The organism is Nesterenkonia halotolerans (genome assembly GCF_014874065.1).
GTDB lineage: Bacteria > Actinomycetota > Actinomycetes > Actinomycetales > Micrococcaceae > Nesterenkonia > Nesterenkonia halotolerans.
On sequence record NZ_JADBEE010000001.1, the window covers coordinates 582,453 to 597,848 of the forward strand.

The 15,396-nt window shown below is 66.4% G+C and carries 15 protein-coding genes; 2 read left to right on the forward strand and 13 right to left on the reverse strand.

The window, feature by feature from the left end:
• Positions 1-80: 80 nt before the first annotated feature.
• The 4 genes from H4W26_RS02675 to H4W26_RS02690 form a co-directional block, all read right to left on the reverse strand.
• Entirely contained in the window at positions 81-482 is a 402-nt protein-coding gene (locus tag H4W26_RS02675; protein WP_192590621.1) for a cytochrome c oxidase subunit 4, read from the reverse strand.
• The gene (ctaD, locus tag H4W26_RS02680) at positions 482-2,206 is read right to left on the reverse strand and encodes an aa3-type cytochrome oxidase subunit I (RefSeq protein WP_192590622.1); all 1,725 of its coding nucleotides are present in this window, start codon (positions 2,204-2,206) and stop codon (positions 482-484) included. The genes H4W26_RS02675 and ctaD overlap by 1 nt, the downstream gene beginning before the upstream one ends.
• A 2-nt stretch (positions 2,207-2,208) precedes the next feature.
• Complete coding sequence (gene ctaC, locus H4W26_RS02685) at positions 2,209-3,084, reverse strand: aa3-type cytochrome oxidase subunit II (protein ID WP_192590623.1); 876 nt, start codon at positions 3,082-3,084, stop codon at positions 2,209-2,211.
• A 343-nt stretch (positions 3,085-3,427) separates the two neighbouring features.
• Positions 3,428-3,844, reverse strand: a complete 417-nt coding sequence (locus H4W26_RS02690; protein WP_192590624.1) for a HesB/IscA family protein — start codon at positions 3,842-3,844, stop codon at positions 3,428-3,430.
• A gap of 131 nt (positions 3,845-3,975) precedes the next feature.
• On the opposite strand from H4W26_RS02690, the gene H4W26_RS02695 reads away from it, so the two are divergent.
• Positions 3,976-4,584 carry a DUF3043 domain-containing protein gene (locus H4W26_RS02695; protein ID WP_192590625.1) on the forward strand — a complete coding sequence of 203 codons (609 nt, stop codon included), beginning with the start codon at positions 3,976-3,978 and terminating at the stop codon, positions 4,582-4,584.
• 74 nt (positions 4,585-4,658) lie between these two features.
• Here H4W26_RS02695 and H4W26_RS02700 read toward each other — a convergent pair whose 3' ends face one another.
• The gene (locus tag H4W26_RS02700) at positions 4,659-5,732 is read right to left on the reverse strand and encodes a quinone-dependent dihydroorotate dehydrogenase (protein ID WP_192590626.1); all 1,074 of its coding nucleotides are present in this window, start codon (positions 5,730-5,732) and stop codon (positions 4,659-4,661) included.
• A 54-nt stretch (positions 5,733-5,786) separates the two neighbouring features.
• On the opposite strand from H4W26_RS02700, the gene H4W26_RS02705 reads away from it, so the two are divergent.
• Positions 5,787-6,857, forward strand: coding sequence for an alpha/beta hydrolase (locus H4W26_RS02705; RefSeq protein ID WP_192590627.1), 1,071 nt, complete (start codon positions 5,787-5,789; stop codon positions 6,855-6,857).
• Here the strand turns inward: H4W26_RS02705 and H4W26_RS02710 are convergent.
• The 8 genes from H4W26_RS02710 to H4W26_RS02745 all read right to left on the reverse strand — a co-directional run bounded on the left by H4W26_RS02710 (position 6,809) and on the right by H4W26_RS02745 (position 15,396).
• Entirely contained in the window at positions 6,809-7,609 is an 801-nt protein-coding gene (locus H4W26_RS02710) for an isoprenyl transferase (RefSeq protein ID WP_225939568.1), read from the reverse strand. The genes H4W26_RS02705 and H4W26_RS02710 overlap by 49 nt on opposite strands.
• Positions 7,610-7,672: 63 nt before the next feature.
• Positions 7,673-8,419: a DNA repair protein RecO gene (gene recO, locus H4W26_RS02715; protein ID WP_192590629.1), complete on the reverse strand. Its 747-nt coding sequence runs from the start codon at positions 8,417-8,419 to the stop codon at positions 7,673-7,675.
• Between the two features lie 77 nt (positions 8,420-8,496).
• Positions 8,497-10,263 carry a 2-isopropylmalate synthase gene (gene leuA / locus H4W26_RS02720; protein WP_192590630.1) on the reverse strand — a complete coding sequence of 589 codons (1,767 nt, stop codon included), beginning with the start codon at positions 10,261-10,263 and terminating at the stop codon, positions 8,497-8,499.
• Positions 10,264-10,575: 312 nt separating this feature from the next.
• Positions 10,576-11,562, reverse strand: coding sequence for a GTPase Era (gene era / locus H4W26_RS02725; RefSeq protein WP_378625966.1), 987 nt, complete (start codon positions 11,560-11,562; stop codon positions 10,576-10,578).
• Positions 11,559-13,001: a hemolysin family protein gene (locus H4W26_RS02730; RefSeq protein WP_192590631.1), complete on the reverse strand. Its 1,443-nt coding sequence runs from the start codon at positions 12,999-13,001 to the stop codon at positions 11,559-11,561. Before H4W26_RS02730 ends, era begins: the two co-directional genes overlap by 4 nt.
• Positions 13,002-13,003: 2 nt before the next feature.
• On the reverse strand, positions 13,004-13,486 hold the full coding sequence (gene ybeY, locus H4W26_RS02735; protein ID WP_378625978.1) for an rRNA maturation RNase YbeY: 483 nt from the start codon (positions 13,484-13,486) through the stop codon (positions 13,004-13,006).
• Positions 13,487-13,494: 8 nt separating this feature from the next.
• Positions 13,495-14,589, reverse strand: a complete 1,095-nt coding sequence (locus tag H4W26_RS02740) for a PhoH family protein (RefSeq protein WP_378625965.1) — start codon at positions 14,587-14,589, stop codon at positions 13,495-13,497.
• A gap of 24 nt (positions 14,590-14,613) precedes the next feature.
• Positions 14,614-15,396, reverse strand: a complete 783-nt coding sequence (locus H4W26_RS02745; RefSeq protein WP_192590633.1) for a 16S rRNA (uracil(1498)-N(3))-methyltransferase — start codon at positions 15,394-15,396, stop codon at positions 14,614-14,616.

Here is a 15,396-nt window from a genome sequence, read left to right on the forward strand (position 1 = left end):
CTGTGAGCTGATGCTCACAGCGGGCTTCTCATCATCGGGGGTGTCCCCCGGGGTCGTCTCTGTTCTGCGAACGAGGTCGATCAGTGGGCGTAGCGCTTGCGGTTGAACTCCAGCACCCATCCGGTGATGAAGAACAGTCCGGGGATCAGCGCGATGAAGAAGACCCACCAGTCGATCGCGAGACCGAAGAAGGCGAACGCGGCGGAGAAGCCGAGACCGATCGGCCACCAGCTCCACGGGGAGAACTCCCCGTAGTTGCCCGCCATCTGCTCGATCTCGCCCTCGGGGTTGTCGCTGTCGAGCACTTCGCTGTTCTTGGCCACCATGCGCAGGTAGAACCAGAGCATGAGCGCCATGCCGGAGGTCAGAAGCAGCAGCGGGAATCCGGCGAGATCCTCGAATCCACTCCAGAATCCGTAGATGAAGGCCACGATCAGGGCGAATACGCCGAGCGCGCCGAAGAGCCTGATATTGGTCTTCATCAGACACCTGCCTTATCCGACTGATCTGCTGGTCCGAAGATCTTGGCCGCCGGAGATTCAGCGGTGTGACGATCGGCGAGCTCAGGGTGGTGGAGGTCGAGCGCGGGACGCTCGGACCGGATCCGGGGAAGCGAGTAGAAGTTGTGCCGCGGCGGGGGGCAGGAGGTTGCCCATTCGAGCGATCCGCCGAAGCCCCAGGGGTCATCCACGAGGACCTTCTTGCCCTTGCGCGAGGTGATCCACACGTTCCAGAAGAAGGGAATCAGCGAGGCGCCCAGCAGCATGGAGAAGATCGTGGAGAACTGGTTCATCGCGGTGAACCCGTCTTCGACCATGTAGTCGGCGTAGCGCCGCGGCATGCCCATGACGCCGAGCCAGTGCTGGATCATGAAGGTGCCGTGGAAGCCGATGAACAGCATCCAGAAGTTGATCTTGCCCAGACGCTCGTTGAGCATCTTGCCGGTCCACTTGGGCCACCAGAAATAGAATCCGGCGAACATCGCGAACACCACGGTGCCGAAGACCACGTAGTGGAAGTGCGCCACCACGAAGTAGGTGTCGGAGAGGTGGAAGTCCAGCGGCGGCACCGCGAGGATGATGCCGGTGAGTCCACCGAAGAGGAAGGTCACCAGGAAGCCGAGGCTCCAGAGCATCGGCGTCTCGAAGGTCAGAGACCCTCGCCAGAGCGTGCCGATCCAGTTGAAGAACTTCACGCCGGTGGGCACCGCGATCAGCATGGTCATCAGCGCGAAGAACGGCAGCATGACCGCGCCGGTCACATACATGTGGTGCGCCCAGACGGTCACCGAGAGCGCGGCGATGGCGATCGTGGCGTAGACCAGACCCTTGTACCCGAAGATCGGCTTGCGGCTGAAGACCGGGAGGATCTCGGAGACGATGCCGAAGAACGGCAGCGCGATGATGTAGACCTCGGGGTGGCCGAAGAACCAGAACAGGTGCTGCCAGAGCACGGCACCGCCGGCCTCTGGATCGAAGATGTGTCCGCCGAAGCGGCGGTCGAGTCCGAGGCCGAAGAGTGCAGCTGCCAGCGGCGGGAAGGCCATCAGCACCAGGATCGAGGTGATCAGGGTGTTCCAGACGAAGATCGGCATCCGCCACATGGTCATGCCCGGCGCACGCATGCACAGGATGGTGGTGATGAAGTTGACGCCACCCATGATCGTGCCGAAGCCGGTCAGCGCCAGGCCGAAGACCCAGAGGTCACCGCCTACACCAGGCGAATAGGTGGTGTCGGAGAGCGGGGCGTAGGCGAACCAGCCGAAGGATGCAGCGCCCTGGGGGGTCAGGAACCCTGCCATGGCGACCAGCGCGCCGAACAGGAAGAACCAGAAGGCCAGCGCGTTCAAGCGGGGGAAGGCCACGTCCGGGGCGCCGATCTGCAGCGGCATGATCGCGTTGGCGAAGCCTGCGAAGAGCGGAGTCGCGAACAGCAGCAGCATCACCGTGCCGTGCATGGTGAAGAGCTGGTTGTACTGCTCCTTGGTCTGCAGCAGCTGCATGCCGGGCTCGAAGAGCTCGGCGCGGATCAGCAGCGCCATCACGCCGCCGACGCAGAAGAAGATGAACGAGGAGATCAGGTACATGTACCCGATGACCTTGTGGTCGGTCGTCGTCAACCAGTTGACGACGATCTTCCCCTTGGAGCGGGGGACGACGCGCGAGACGTCGCGTGCATCATCTGCACTGTATTCGAGGGTCGCCACTGTCAGTCGTCCCCTTCAGTCACGGCCACATTTTCGGCCAGGTTTGGATTGCGGTCATACTCATCGCCGAGCTTGCCCTCGGGGAGAGTCTCGAGGTAGTCACGGAACTCTTCATCCGATACGACCTCCACGTTGAAGAGCATCTCCGAGTGGTATTCGCCGCAGAGCTCCGCGCACTTGCCGTCGAAGCTGCCGAGCTCCTGCGGTGTCAGGTGAATGGTGTTCGTGCGGCCGGGGATCATGTCCCGCTTCTGCAGGAAGGCCGGGATCCAGAACGAGTGGATGACGTCACGGGCGTTCAGCTCGAAGGTGACGGGCTCGTCCACCGGGAGGTAGAGCGTCGGCAGGTCATCGCGGACACCTTCCTCACCGGTGAGGTTGGCCTGCACGCCGGCGAAGTAGCGCTCTTCGCCCTCGTAGTTGTAGTTGAAGTCCCAGGCCCACTGCTTGCCGCGGACATCGATCACCAGATCCGGGTCCTCGTTGGGGTCATCGACCGAACGCTGGACCTGATCGGTGTAGAAGAACAGCACACCCACCATGACCAAGGGGACGATGGTGTACATGATCTCCAGCGGGATGTTGTACGCCAGCTGGCGGGGGTATCCGGTCTCACCCTTGCGCCGACGGTAGGCGATCATGCACCAGAGCATCAGGCCCCAGGTGATCAGCCCCACGATGAGCGCCGCGATCCAGGAGTTGACCCATAGATCGGTCAGTTCAGCAGTGTTGCTGGTGGTGTCTCGGCTGCCCGGAAGCCACCCGCGTGCCGCGGGGTTGTCTCCGGAGCAGGCGCTGAGCACCAGTGCCGCCGCGCTGGCCAGTGCAACTGTCTTGACTGCACGGCCTCGGCTGCCGGTTCGTTTATGCGAACTCACAGACGGCCCTTCCTCTATCTCGGTGTGCGAATGTTGCGTCCTCCGGCGTGACGTCGACCGCGCTGAACGCAGACTCCAGACCCCCATAGACGCTTCGCGCTCAAGACTACTACGTCCTGTAGAGGACCGGGAGGACGGACACCCGCCGCGGGAGCATCTGATCTGCCCATTTCCGCTCAGCGACCCGTCCCCTGACATGACAAAACTCCGCTTCTACCCGGTGTAGAAAACCGGTGAAGCGGAGTCTTGTCGGTGCAGCGGCGACATCCGTATCAGCGACGGATATGTCGCCTATGTGACGCGGCACCCCCTCCGGCGGGCCGGAGCGAGGCCGCCTGAGACGTCAGTGGAAGGAGTCACCGCAGGCGCAGGAACCGCCGGCATTCGGGTTGTCGATGGTGAAGCCCTGCTTCGAGATGGAGTCCTCGAAGTCGATGGTGGCGCCCTCAAGGTAAGGAACGCTCATCTTGTCCACGACGACCTCCACCCCGCTGAAGGCACGCAGTGCGTCGCCGTCGAGGACGCGCTCGTCGAAGTAGAGCTGGTAGATCAGACCCGAGCATCCGCCGGGCTGGACTGCCACGCGCAGGCGAAGATCCTCGCGACCCTCCTGCTGGAGCAGCGACGAGACCTTCTGCGCCGCGGTCTCGCTCAGCTCAACCTGGTGAGTCTTGAAGCCGTCCACAGTGGATCCGGAGATCTCAGTTGCGGCGGTCTCCCCCGCCGTCGTGGCGGTGGTGTCTTCGGTGGTGGTGCTCATGGCATACACCTCTCTCGTTGTAGCGGCAGACCTGTATCTCTACGGTAGCAACGTGCAGCCCCGCAGGGTTCATTCCCGTGCCCGGGAATCGTTGCCCAGATCTGTCCTATTATTCCCGCTACACTGGAGCGGTGCTAGGACGTAAGAAAAATACCGCTGATCAGATCGCCGAGGCCGAGGCAGCTCGAGCCCGCGAGGACGCCTCCACCACCAGGCGCCAGCCTGAGAAGAAGGGCGTGCCCACCCCCAAGCGCAGCGAACAGGTGGCAGCACGACGCCGTCCCCTCGTGCAGAACGATCGCAAGCTCGCACGCGCCGCGCAGCGCCAGCAGATGGCGGACCAGCGCGTGAAGATGCGTCGGGCGATGGAGACGGGCGAGGAGAAGTACCTTCCCCCGCGCGACCGCGGTCCGCAGCGTCGGTTCGTCCGTGACTACGTCGACGCCCGCTTCGGCATCGGCGAGTGGATGCTGATCCTGGTGCTGGTGTTCCTTTTCGCCTCATTCGTGATGAACGAGCAGATGCGCATCGTCGTCAGCCAGATCCTGTGGCTCTTCGTCCTCGCCGTCATCGTCGAAGCCTGGTGGGTCGGCCGCACCGTGCGCAAGAAGCTCGACGCGAAGTTCGGGTCCGACAATCGGGAACGTGGGATCCGCTTCTACGCCGCCATGCGCGCGCTGCAGATCCGCCGGCTGCGCCTGCCCAAGCCGCTCGTCGCCCGCGGGCAGTTCCCCTCCTAGGGGGTTCCGACGCTGCGCGGCTCCCACATCAGCCGCTTCGCAGCAGTGGGCTCAGCCGCGTCGCAGCAGTGGGCTCAGCCGCTTCGCAGCAGTGAGGCCAGGCGGCGGTTGATGCGCCGGACCCAGAACGGGCCCTCGTAGACGAAAGCCGTGTAGCCCTGGACCAGGGTCGCGCCGTGGGCAAGCCGCTCCGCGACGTCGTCACCGCTTCTGACTCCCCCGACCGAGATGATCGCTGTGGTGCGCGGCAGCCGGTCTCGCAGCCGCTGCAGCACCTCGATCGATCGCTGGGCCAACACCGGCCCGCTGAGTCCCCCGGCGCCCATCGCCCGGACTGTCTCCTGGTCCGTGCTCAGGCCCTCGCGCGAGATCGTCGTGTTCGTGGCGATCACTCCGTCGAGCCCGAGATCGGTCACCAGCGCGGCCACCGCGTCGACGTCGTCGTCATTGAGGTCTGGGGCGATCTTCACCAGCAGCGGCACATGCTGTTCTGCGGCCTGATCTGCTTCCTGCCTGACGGCGAGGAGCAGTGGGCGCAGCGCTTCGATGTCCTGGAGCTGGCGCAGGCCCGGGGTGTTCGGCGAGGACACATTGACCACCAGGTAGTCCGCCACCGGGGCCAGCACCCGGGCAGAGCTCAGGTAGTCCTCGGTGGCCTCCTCCAGCGGCGTGAGCTTGGTCTTGCCGATGTTGACCCCCACCACGGGGGCGTGACGACCAGCGGACTTGAGCCGCGTGATGCGGTCCCGGATGTCCTGCAGCCGTGGGCGCAGGGCCTCGGCGCCGTCGTTGTTGAAACCCATCCGATTGATCAGTGCGCGGTCCTTGACCAGTCTGAAGAGTCGCGGCTTCGGATTCCCTGGCTGAGCGGCCGCCGTCACCGTCCCGATCTCGATATGACCGAAGCCCAGGCTCGCCAGCGGCAGGACCGTGGTCGCATCCTTGTCGAAGCCCGCCGCCAGGCCGAAGGGCGAGGGCCACACCAGACCCAGCGCCTTGATCTCCAGCGATTCGGCGGGTCGGCACCATCGCGCCAGTGCCGTGGTGACGCCGATCCTTTCGCCCAGCCGCAGCCCGGAGATGACGAGATGATGGGCGTTCTCGGGATCCAGTCGGGACAGGACTGTGCTGAAGAGGAAGCGGTACATGGCTTCCATCCTAGAATGCGCACCGGCGTTCACGGGCTCATTAGGATGGATCCCATGGACGAACTGCTCGAAGACACGCCGCCGGGCGTCTGGTCGGCCGACCATCTCCAAGACTGCCTGCGGCTGACCCTCCCGCTGGGTGAGGACGAAGAGGGAAGCGTCAGCGCCACGCTCGTCAGCTACTCCCCCGACCCGGCCCAGCATGAGGTCCATGCGGAACACCGGTCCACCACCGGGGAGGGCGCCGCGGAGAGCCTCGAGCTTGCCCCGGTGCTGCACATCCACGGCTGGTCGGACTACTTCTACAACCTCCCTCTGGCGCGCAGCTGGCAACGCTCGGGGCGCCCCTTCTACGCCCTGGACCTGCGGAAGTACGGACGCAGCCTGCGCAGCTGGCAGACACCGGGATACATCGCCTCGTTGGAGACCTACGATGCCGACCTGGACGCCGCACTGGCAGAGATCCGCTCCATGCACCCCGACTCGCCGGCGCCGATCATCCATGCCCATTCCACGGGTGGTCTGGTGGCAGCCCTGTGGGCGCAGCGAAACCCCGGCAAGGCCAGCGCGCTGATCCTGAACAGTCCCTGGCTGGAGCTCTCCGGGGATGTCGCGGCGCGCACCGCCACCGAGGGGATCCTCGCGCCGCTGGGTCAGTTCTCGCCCACGAGGGCTCTGAAGCTTCCGGCCATCGACAATTATTGGCAGTCGCTGTCCAACCAGGCGCAGGGGGAATGGACCCTGCACCCGCGGTGGCGACCCCGAAACTCTTTCCCGATCCGGGTGGGATGGATGCGTGCAATCCTGGCAGGACATCGCAAGGTCTACGACGGATTGGGACTGACGCTGCCGATCCTGGTGCTGCTCTCCGGTGCCACCGCGTACCGTCGGCACTGGACCGAGGAGCTGCAGGAATCAGACTCTGTGCTCGATGTGGAGCTGCTCGCCCGCCGGGCCGTGAAGCTCGGCGACCGGGTGACGGTGGTGCGCATCCACCGCGCGCTGCATGATGTCTTCGCCTCCGAGGAGACGGTCCGCAATCGTGCCTTCGATGAGGTGCAGCGCTGGCTGCTGGCCTACGCCCCGGAGCGGTCGGTCGCGAACCTGTCCACCGCGGCGCCGTAGCGCCGGTCTCGCTTGGCGTAGATCTCCACCGCCTCCCAGAGCGTGGTGCGGTCCACGTCGGGCCAGAGCACATCCATGAAGACCATCTCCGCGTAGGCGGACTGCCAGAGCAGGAAGTTGGAGATCCGCTGCTCGCCGGAGCTGCGCAGGAAGAGGTCCACATCGGGCAGGTCGGGCTCATCCAGATGGGCGGCGACGGTCTTCTCGGTGATCTTCCCCGGGTCCATCCGTCCCGCCGCCACCTCGCGAGCGATGAGCTTGACCGCGTCGGTGATCTCGGCGCGTCCGCCATAGTTCACGCACATGGTCAGCGTGAAGCGGGTGTTCTGCGCGGTCAGCTCCTCGGAGGTCTGCAGCTCTCGTATCACCGAGCGCCAGAGCCGACCCGGCTGCCCGTTCCAGCGGATCCGCACGCCCCAGGAGTTCAGCACGTCGCGCTGACGGCGGAGCACCTGGCGTGAATAGCCCATCAGGAAGCGGACCTCATCCGGTGATCGCTTCCAGTTCTCGGTGGAGAAGGCATAGACGCTGATGTGCTTGACGCCAACCTCGATGGCCCCGGCGATCACGTCCATCAGCGCGGCCTCGCCTGCCCGGTGGCCTTCGGTGCGGGGAAGCCCGCGCTGATTCGCCCAGCGGCCGTTGCCGTCCATTACGATCCCGATATGCGCCGGCACCAGCTCCGGCGGCACTCGAGGGGCCGAGACGCCGTCGGGATGAGGGGCCGGGTCCTGATAGCTGCGCGTGGACATGGCCCTCATTCTTCCATGACCGCTCCTCCGCCGACTGCCGGGTGCCGGGTGCCGACTGCCGGGTCAGAGCCCCAGCGAGCTGAGTCGGCGCTCCAGGTGGTGCTGGGCGTAGGTGGTCACCACGGAGGTGGCCTCATGCCGGATATCGCTGCGCGCCGCTCGGGTCTGCTCCCAATCTCCGTGCTGCAGCGCGTGCAGCAGCTGCACCGTCGCGGGCTCCAGGGTGCGTGTGCCCGGCGGCCGGCAGTCCGGACAGACCGGGCCGCTGGCAGCGGGATGGAAGCCGGTATGCGCTCCGGGCCTGCCGCAGGAGACGCAGGAGGTCCAGGTGACCGCCCACCCTGCCGAGGACAGCGCGCGCAGCAGGTAGGAGTTAAGCACGACGTCGGCCGGGTGGACTCCACGCGCCAGGGCGGAGTAGGCGCCATGGAGCAGGGTGAACTGCTGGGCTCCGAAGACGGGGTCGGACTCGGTGTCCATGAGCCGTTCGGCGGCCTCGGCCATGGTGCTCGCGGCCATGTACTTGTCGTAGTCCGCGACGATGGGCGGCCCATAGGTGTTCTTGGAGGTGGCCTGGGTGACGATGTCCAGGGACCGGCCGTGGACGAACTGCACATCTGCCACCATGAACGGCTCCACCGTGGCGCCGAACTTCGAGGAGGTCCGACGCACCCCTTTGGCCACGGCGCGGACCAGGCCGTGGCCTGAGGTCAGCGCGGTGAGGATGCGATCGGCCTCACCCAGATTCTGGGTGCGCAGGATGATCGCTGAATCCCGGTACGAGCGGGAGGCGAAGGTGGAGCCGGCCATGGTGGCAGAGTACTACAGCGCATGCGCCGCGGATCCCCGTCTGTCGGCGGATCCGCAGTGCGCGGAACTGTAAGGCGTCAGACCTGTCGGTCTGGAGCGACGTCGCGCAGTGCACGATTCACTGCCGAGATCACTGCCTGCAGGGAGGCCAGCGTGGTGTTGTGGTCCAGTCCCACGCCCCACAGCACGCGGTCACCGATGGCCAGCTCCACGAAGGACGCCGCCTGGGCATCACCGCCCTGACTCATCGCGTGCTCGGTGTAGTCGAGCAGGCGCACGTCGACCCCGTCGGCCGAGAGGATCTTCAGCAGCGCCGCGATGGGACCGTTCGCGTGCGCTGACTGCGTCGCGGTGTGCCCACCGGCCTGCAGCTCGACCTCCATGTGGAACTCGCCCTCGGCGTTGGAGGAGGTGTTGACCTCGTCGAGTCGGTAGTGGCCCCACTGATGGTGCTCGCTGTCCACCGGCAGGTACTCGTCCTGGAAGATCTGCCAGATCTCCTCGCCGGAGACCTCGCCACCGCCGTCGTCGGCCCGGCGCTGGATGACTCCGGAGAACTCCACCTGGGCGCGCCGCGGAAGGTCGATCCCCTGCTCGGACTTGAGCAGGTAGGAGACCCCGCCCTTTCCGGACTGGGAGTTGACCCGGATGACCGCCTCATAGCTTCGCCCGATGTCCTTGGGGTCGATGGGCAGGTAGGGCACCGCCCAGGTGATCTCGTCCCGGGAGGTGCCGGCCGTCGCCGCGCGGGCGTCCATGTGCTCGAAGCCCTTCTTGATCGCATCCTGGTGCGATCCGGAGAACGCGGTGAAGACCAGGTCACCTCCGTAGGGCGAGCGTTCCGGGACGCCCATCTGGTTGCAGTGCTCCACGGTGCTGCGGATGGTGCTCATGTCGCGGAAGTCGATCTCAGGGTCGACCCCCTGGCTGAACAGATTCATGCCCAGGGTCACCAGGTCGACGTTGCCGGTGCGTTCACCGTTGCCGAAGAGGCAGCCCTCGATCCGGTCCGCACCCGCCATGTAGCCGAGCTCGGCGGCGGCAACACCGGTGCCGCGATCGTTGTGCGGGTGCAGGGACATCACGATGGAATCGCGGTTGCGCAGATTCCGGTGCATCCACTCGATGGAGTCCGCGTACACGTTCGGGGTCGCCATCTCCACGGTGGCCGGGAGGTTGATGATGACCGGCTTCTCGGGGGTGGCGCCGAAGACCTCGACCACCTCGTCGGAGATGTGCGCGGCGAAGTCGAGCTCGGTCCCGGTGAAGGATTCCGGGGAGTACTGATAGACGATCTCGGTCGGCGTCTCGGAGCTCGCGTGCAGCTGCTCCTCGTACTTCTTGCACAGCCGCGCGCCCTGGGTGGCGATGTCGACGATGCCGTCGCGGTCCTGTTTGAAGACCACTTCGCGCTGCAGCACCGAGGTGGAGTTGTACAGGTGCACGATGGCTCGAGGTGCTCCGGCGATGGCGTCGAAGGTGCGCTCGATCAGGGCCTCACGGGCCTGGGTGAGGACCTGGATGTACACGTCGGAGGGGATCTTGTCCTGTTCGATGAGCTGGCGGACGAAGTCGAAGTCGGTCTGCGAGGCCGACGGGAATCCCACCTCGATCTCCTTGAAGCCCATATTGACCAGAAGCTCGAACATCCGGTGCTTGCGGTCCGGCGTCATCGGATCGATGAGCGCCTGGTTGCCGTCTCGCAGATCCACCGCACACCAGCGCGGGGCTGCCTTGATGGTCTTGTCCGGCCAGGTGCGATCCGGCAGCGAGACTGTGATCTGGTCCTCGAAGGGCAGGTACCGGTGGAACGGCATCGGGGAGGGCTTCTGAAGTTTGCGCATGGGGACTTCCTTCTCTGGTCGTGCTGAGGGCAGGCGGTCGAGGCGGAGAGACTCCGCAGCGGGGATTCGACCTGAGAAGTGCCGCGCCGTGCTGATGCTGAGAAGCTTGACCGTATCCGGAAGCTTGGATCAGGGGTGCGCGAGCTCTTCCCCGCTGCGGCGGAGAAGCTCTAGTCGTAGCTCACGCGTCGATGTGGTCTGCACAGGATTCAAACTAGCACGCAGCAGGCGGGGACGCAGAGGCCCCCGGTGATTCTCATCATGTGGACAGCTCCCCCAGATCCCCTCGGGAGCCGAGGTGGGCGGTCCGGGCTAGAAGCCGAGCCGACCCAGCTTCTTCGGGTCGCGCTGCCAGTCCTTGGTCACCTTCACGTGCAGGTCGAGGTAGACGGGGGTGCCCAGGAGCTTGACGATTCCCGCGCGCGCGTCGGAACCGATGGCCTTGAGCCTGGCCCCGCGCTTGCCGATGATGATCGCCTTCTGCGAGTCCCGCTCCACATGGATGGAGACCCGCACGTCGAGCAGCGGCTTGTCCTCGGGACGGTCCTCACGCGGAACCATCTCCTCGACCACCACGGCGATCGAATGCGGCAGCTCGTCGCGGACATCCTCGAGTGCCGCCTCGCGGACGAGTTCGGCGACCATGACGGCCTCCGGCTCATCGGTGAGATCACCTTCGGGGTACAGCGGCGGGGAGATCGGCATCATCGCCGCGAGCTGCTGCACGACGACGTCGGTCTGCTCACCCTCGAGGGCGGAGACCGGGATGATCTCGGCGAAGCCGCCTGCCTGGCGGCCCTCCTGGGCCAGATGCTCACGTCCGAGCTGGTCCACTGCCATGAGCTGCTCGGCGAGCTCCTCGCGGGTGACCTTGTCCACCTTGGTCACCAGTGCGATGACCCGCTTATGCGGAAGCTTGGTCAGCTGGGCGGCGATGAAGCGGTCGCCGGGGCCGATCTTCTCATCGGCCGGGATGCAGAAGCCGACCACGTCCACCTCGGAGAGGGTGTCGATGACGAGTCCGTTGAGGCGCTTGCCCAGCAGGGTGCGCGGACGGTGCAGACCGGGGGTGTCGACCAGCACGAGCTGGAAGTCGCTGCGGTGCACGATGCCGCGGATCGTGTGTCGGGTGGTCTGCGGCTTGGAGGACGTGATGGCCACCTTCTCCCCGACCAGGGCGTTGGTGAGCGTGGACTTGCCCGCGTTCGGACGTCCCACCATGCTGGCGAAGCCCGCGCGGAAGTTGTCGTCGAACGTGGCGAAGCCGTCCAGCTGGGGCGGCATCTCTGACTTGCTCATCGTGGTGTCCCGATCCTCTCCTGCGCCTGTGCCGCGGTTGCGGCCTGGCGGTCATCTCCTGCTGCTGTCTCCTCGGCGCGCAGATGCAGCCCCTCGGGCTCATCGGCGGTGCCGAGTCCCGCACCGGCACCGCGACTGTCCTCGGCCTCCCAGGCGAGCACGTGACTCACCCGGTTGCGTCGGCCCTCGAGCCGGTCGGCACGCAGCACGACGCCGGGGCCGCTGCGGCGCGGGATCTCCACCTCGGAGCCGGCGATGGCCACTCGGCCCAGAGCCTTGGCGAGCAGCCCTCCGACGGTGTCGACCTCCTCCTCATCATCGAGGTCAAGCTCGTAGAGCTCGGCGAAGTCATCCACGGACATGCGCGCGGAGAGCCGACGTCGGCCCTCCTCGAGCTCCTCGATCTCGGCGGCCTCGGTGTCGTACTCATCGATGATCTCCCCCACGATCTCCTCAATCAGGTCCTCCAGGGTGACCATCCCGGCGGTGCCGCCGTACTCGTCCACCACGATGGCCACATGGGTGGACTCGCGCTGGAGCTCAGAGAGGAACTCCGAGACCGGCTTCGACTCGGGGACATAGCGGACGTCGCGCTGGAGCTCGTCCACCGCGATCGAGTCCGGGTCGCGCTCGGCATAGGCGCTCGGGGCGTCTCTGCCGAGCAGTCGATGCTGCAGGTAGGCGGCGTCCTTGAGGTAGATCATCCCAGTGATGTCATCGGCGGAGCCGCGCACCACGGGGATGCGCGAGCAGCCCGAGCGCAGGAACAGCGTCATCACCTCGGAGAGCGTGGTTCCGGACTCCACGGTGACCATGTCGGTGCGGGGCACCATGACCGCCCGCACACGGGTCGCGGAGAGGTCGAAGACCGACTGGATCAGCTCCGCCTCGGTGTCCTCGATGATGTCCGTCTCGGAGGCACGAGCGACGAACTCACGGAACTCCTCGTCGTCGAAGAACCCGCGATCGGTGTCCGCGGTTCCGGGCACGGTGCGCGCACCGATGCGGCTGAGCGTGACGGGAAGCGGTCCCAGGGCCACGCGCAGTCCGCGCACCAGCCGCGCAGTGGCGGCGGCCACGAGCAGGTGGTGTCCGCGTCCCACCCGGCTGGGCGAGATGGCGGCGGTCACGAGTCCTCCGAGCAGCAGGATGCCGGAGCCGAGCAGGGCACCGGCGGCGAGACCGCCCAGCGCGAGGGCGGAGGCCGCCACGATCAGCACGACCATGGCCGTGGTGAAGAGCCAGCGCCACATCTGCAGCGCCAGCGTGTGAGCCACGGGCTGCGCCAGGATCATCTCCACGGCGGTGGAGCCGCGCTGGTCGGCGATCTCTTCCGCCTCGCGGCGGCTCAGCCGGAGGAAGGCGGAGTCTGCGGCGGACAGCGTGAAGGACAGCACGGCGCTGCCGAGTGCGAGGAGGATCAGGATTCCCAGGGTCATGCTCAGACCGTCGGGGTGGGTGCGGGGTGACCGAGGTACTCCTCGAGGAGCACTCGCTGCAGGGTGAACATCGTCTCTCGGTCCTCGGGCTCGGCGTGGTCGTGACCGAGCAGATGCAACACGCCGTGCATGGTCAGCAGGGCGAGCTCGTCGCCGAGGTCGTGGCCGTTCGCCACCGCCTGCTGCTGCGCCACCGCCGGGCAGATGACGATGTCCCCGAGCACACCCTCGGTGACCGGATCATCGGCGGTGCCGGCGATCAGCTCGTCCATGGGGAAGCTCATCACATCGGTGGCGCCGGGCAGGTTCATCCAGTCCAGGTGCAGCTGTTCCATCGCCTCCTCGTCCACCAGCGTGATGGACAGGGCGACGTCGCGGCTGAGGTGCAGCTTGGCGTAGAGGAAGCAGCTGAGGTCGAGCAGCGTGGCCAGATGATTCCCGGAGATCAGGTCCGAGCCGGAGCTGTCCTCGACGGTGACCTGCACTTCGCTGCTCATCGTCGGCTGCCGCGGCGCGGGGCGGGCGCCTTCTCCTGGTGCCGCTCGTAGGCGTCCACGATCCGGCCGACCAGGGCGTGGCGGACCACGTCCTCGGACCCGAAGCGCGACATGGCGATCCCTTCGACGCCTTCCAGGATGTCGATCACGGTGCGCAGTCCCGAATCGGTGCCGCGAGGCAGGTCGACCTGGGTGATGTCGCCGGTGACCACGATCTTGGAGTTGAAGCCGAGCCGGGTCAGGAACATCTTCATCTGCTCGGCCGTGGTGTTCTGCGCCTCGTCCAGGATGATGAAGGAGTCGTTGAGCGTGCGGCCGCGCATATAGGCCAGCGGGGCGACCTCGATGATGCCCGATTCCATGAGCCGCGGAATGGAGTCCGGGTCGATCATGTCGTGCAGCGCATCGTAGAGCGGGCGCAGGTAGGGGTCGATCTTGTCGTTGAGGCTGCCGGGCAGGAACCCCAGCTTCTCCCCCGCCTCCACGGCGGGCCGGGTCAGGATGATCCGGTTGACCTCGCGGGCCTGCAGCGCCTGGACCGCCTTGGCCATGGCCAGGTAGGTCTTGCCGGTGCCGGCGGGGCCGATGCCGAAGACCACCGTGGACTCATCGATGGTGTCCACGTAAGTCTGCTGGTTCTTGGTCTTCGGTCGGATGGTGCGACCGCGGTGCGAGAGGATGTTGGTGGTCACGATCCGCGCCGAATCCTGGGCCGCGTCCGCCCGCACCATCGTGGAGACCTGTTCGATGATCTCCTCGCTGACCGTGGTGCCGGAGGCGGCGAGGGTCTTCAGCTGGGTCAGGATCTCCACGATCCCAGTGACCTCGTTGGAGGCTCCTGCCACGGTGACGAGCTGATCGCGCAGCCCGATGGAGGCCGAGGGGTACAGGCCCTGCAGGATGCGCAGCGCGAGGTCTGACGCGCCGAGGCTGCGGAACATCGTCTCGGCGTCGGCAAAGTACACCTGTCGCTCGATGTTGCCGACGGCGGCGGCGGTGGCGCCACGGGCCGCTCCGGACATCGGTGGTCCGGTCAGGTTCTCTCCTGTGGAGGTCGATGAACCTGTCGTGTTCTGCGAAGTCTCAGTCATTGATCCTCAGTCTAGGCGGTGTGCTCAGTGTGACCAGTCCCAGCGGCCCAGCAGCAGCTGGGTGGCCGCGAGTGCGGCCGGCCCTGCAGTGGAGGACCGCAGGACTGTGGGGCCCAGTCGGGCGATCCGGGCACCGGCGGCGGTGAGCAGCTCGATCTCCCGCTCGCTGATCCCGCCCTCCGGCCCGATGACCAGGTGCAGCTCCTCCGGTCCAGGTTCATTCGCGCAGTGCTCCGAGATCGCCTGGGCCAGGGGGGTCTCATCGGTCTCGTGGAGCACGATGGTGGCGATCCGGGGCCCGGTGCTGCTCAGTGTCTCCAGATATTGGGCAGTGGTGTGCAGCGCGCGAACGGTGGGGATGCTGGTGCGGCGGGTCTGCTTCGCCGCGCTGGTGACCGTGGCAACCCATTCGGCGTGCTTCTTGGCTTCCCGGCCGGCCTTCCAGCGGGCCACCGATCGCTCGGCCTGCCACGGGATGATGGCGTCCACACCGAGTTCGGTGGCGGACTCCACACCCTGCAGATCGCGGCGATCCTTGGCCAGCGCCTGGACCAGGACCAGCCGGGGTTCGAGGACCGGCTCCCGGGTCAGCTGCATGATCTCCACGCTCAGCTCCCCGGCACCGGCGGTGCGGACGATCCCCTCGGCGCGGCTGCCCACGGTGTCGGAGAGGATCACCTGCTCTCCCGGCTTGAGCCGCATGACGGTGGCCGCATGGTGCCCCTCAGCCCCGGAGAGCACGATCGAGGCGCCTGGGCCGGCGTCGTCGAGCGCTTCGGGGCTGAGATGGAACAGCGGTGCTGTCAT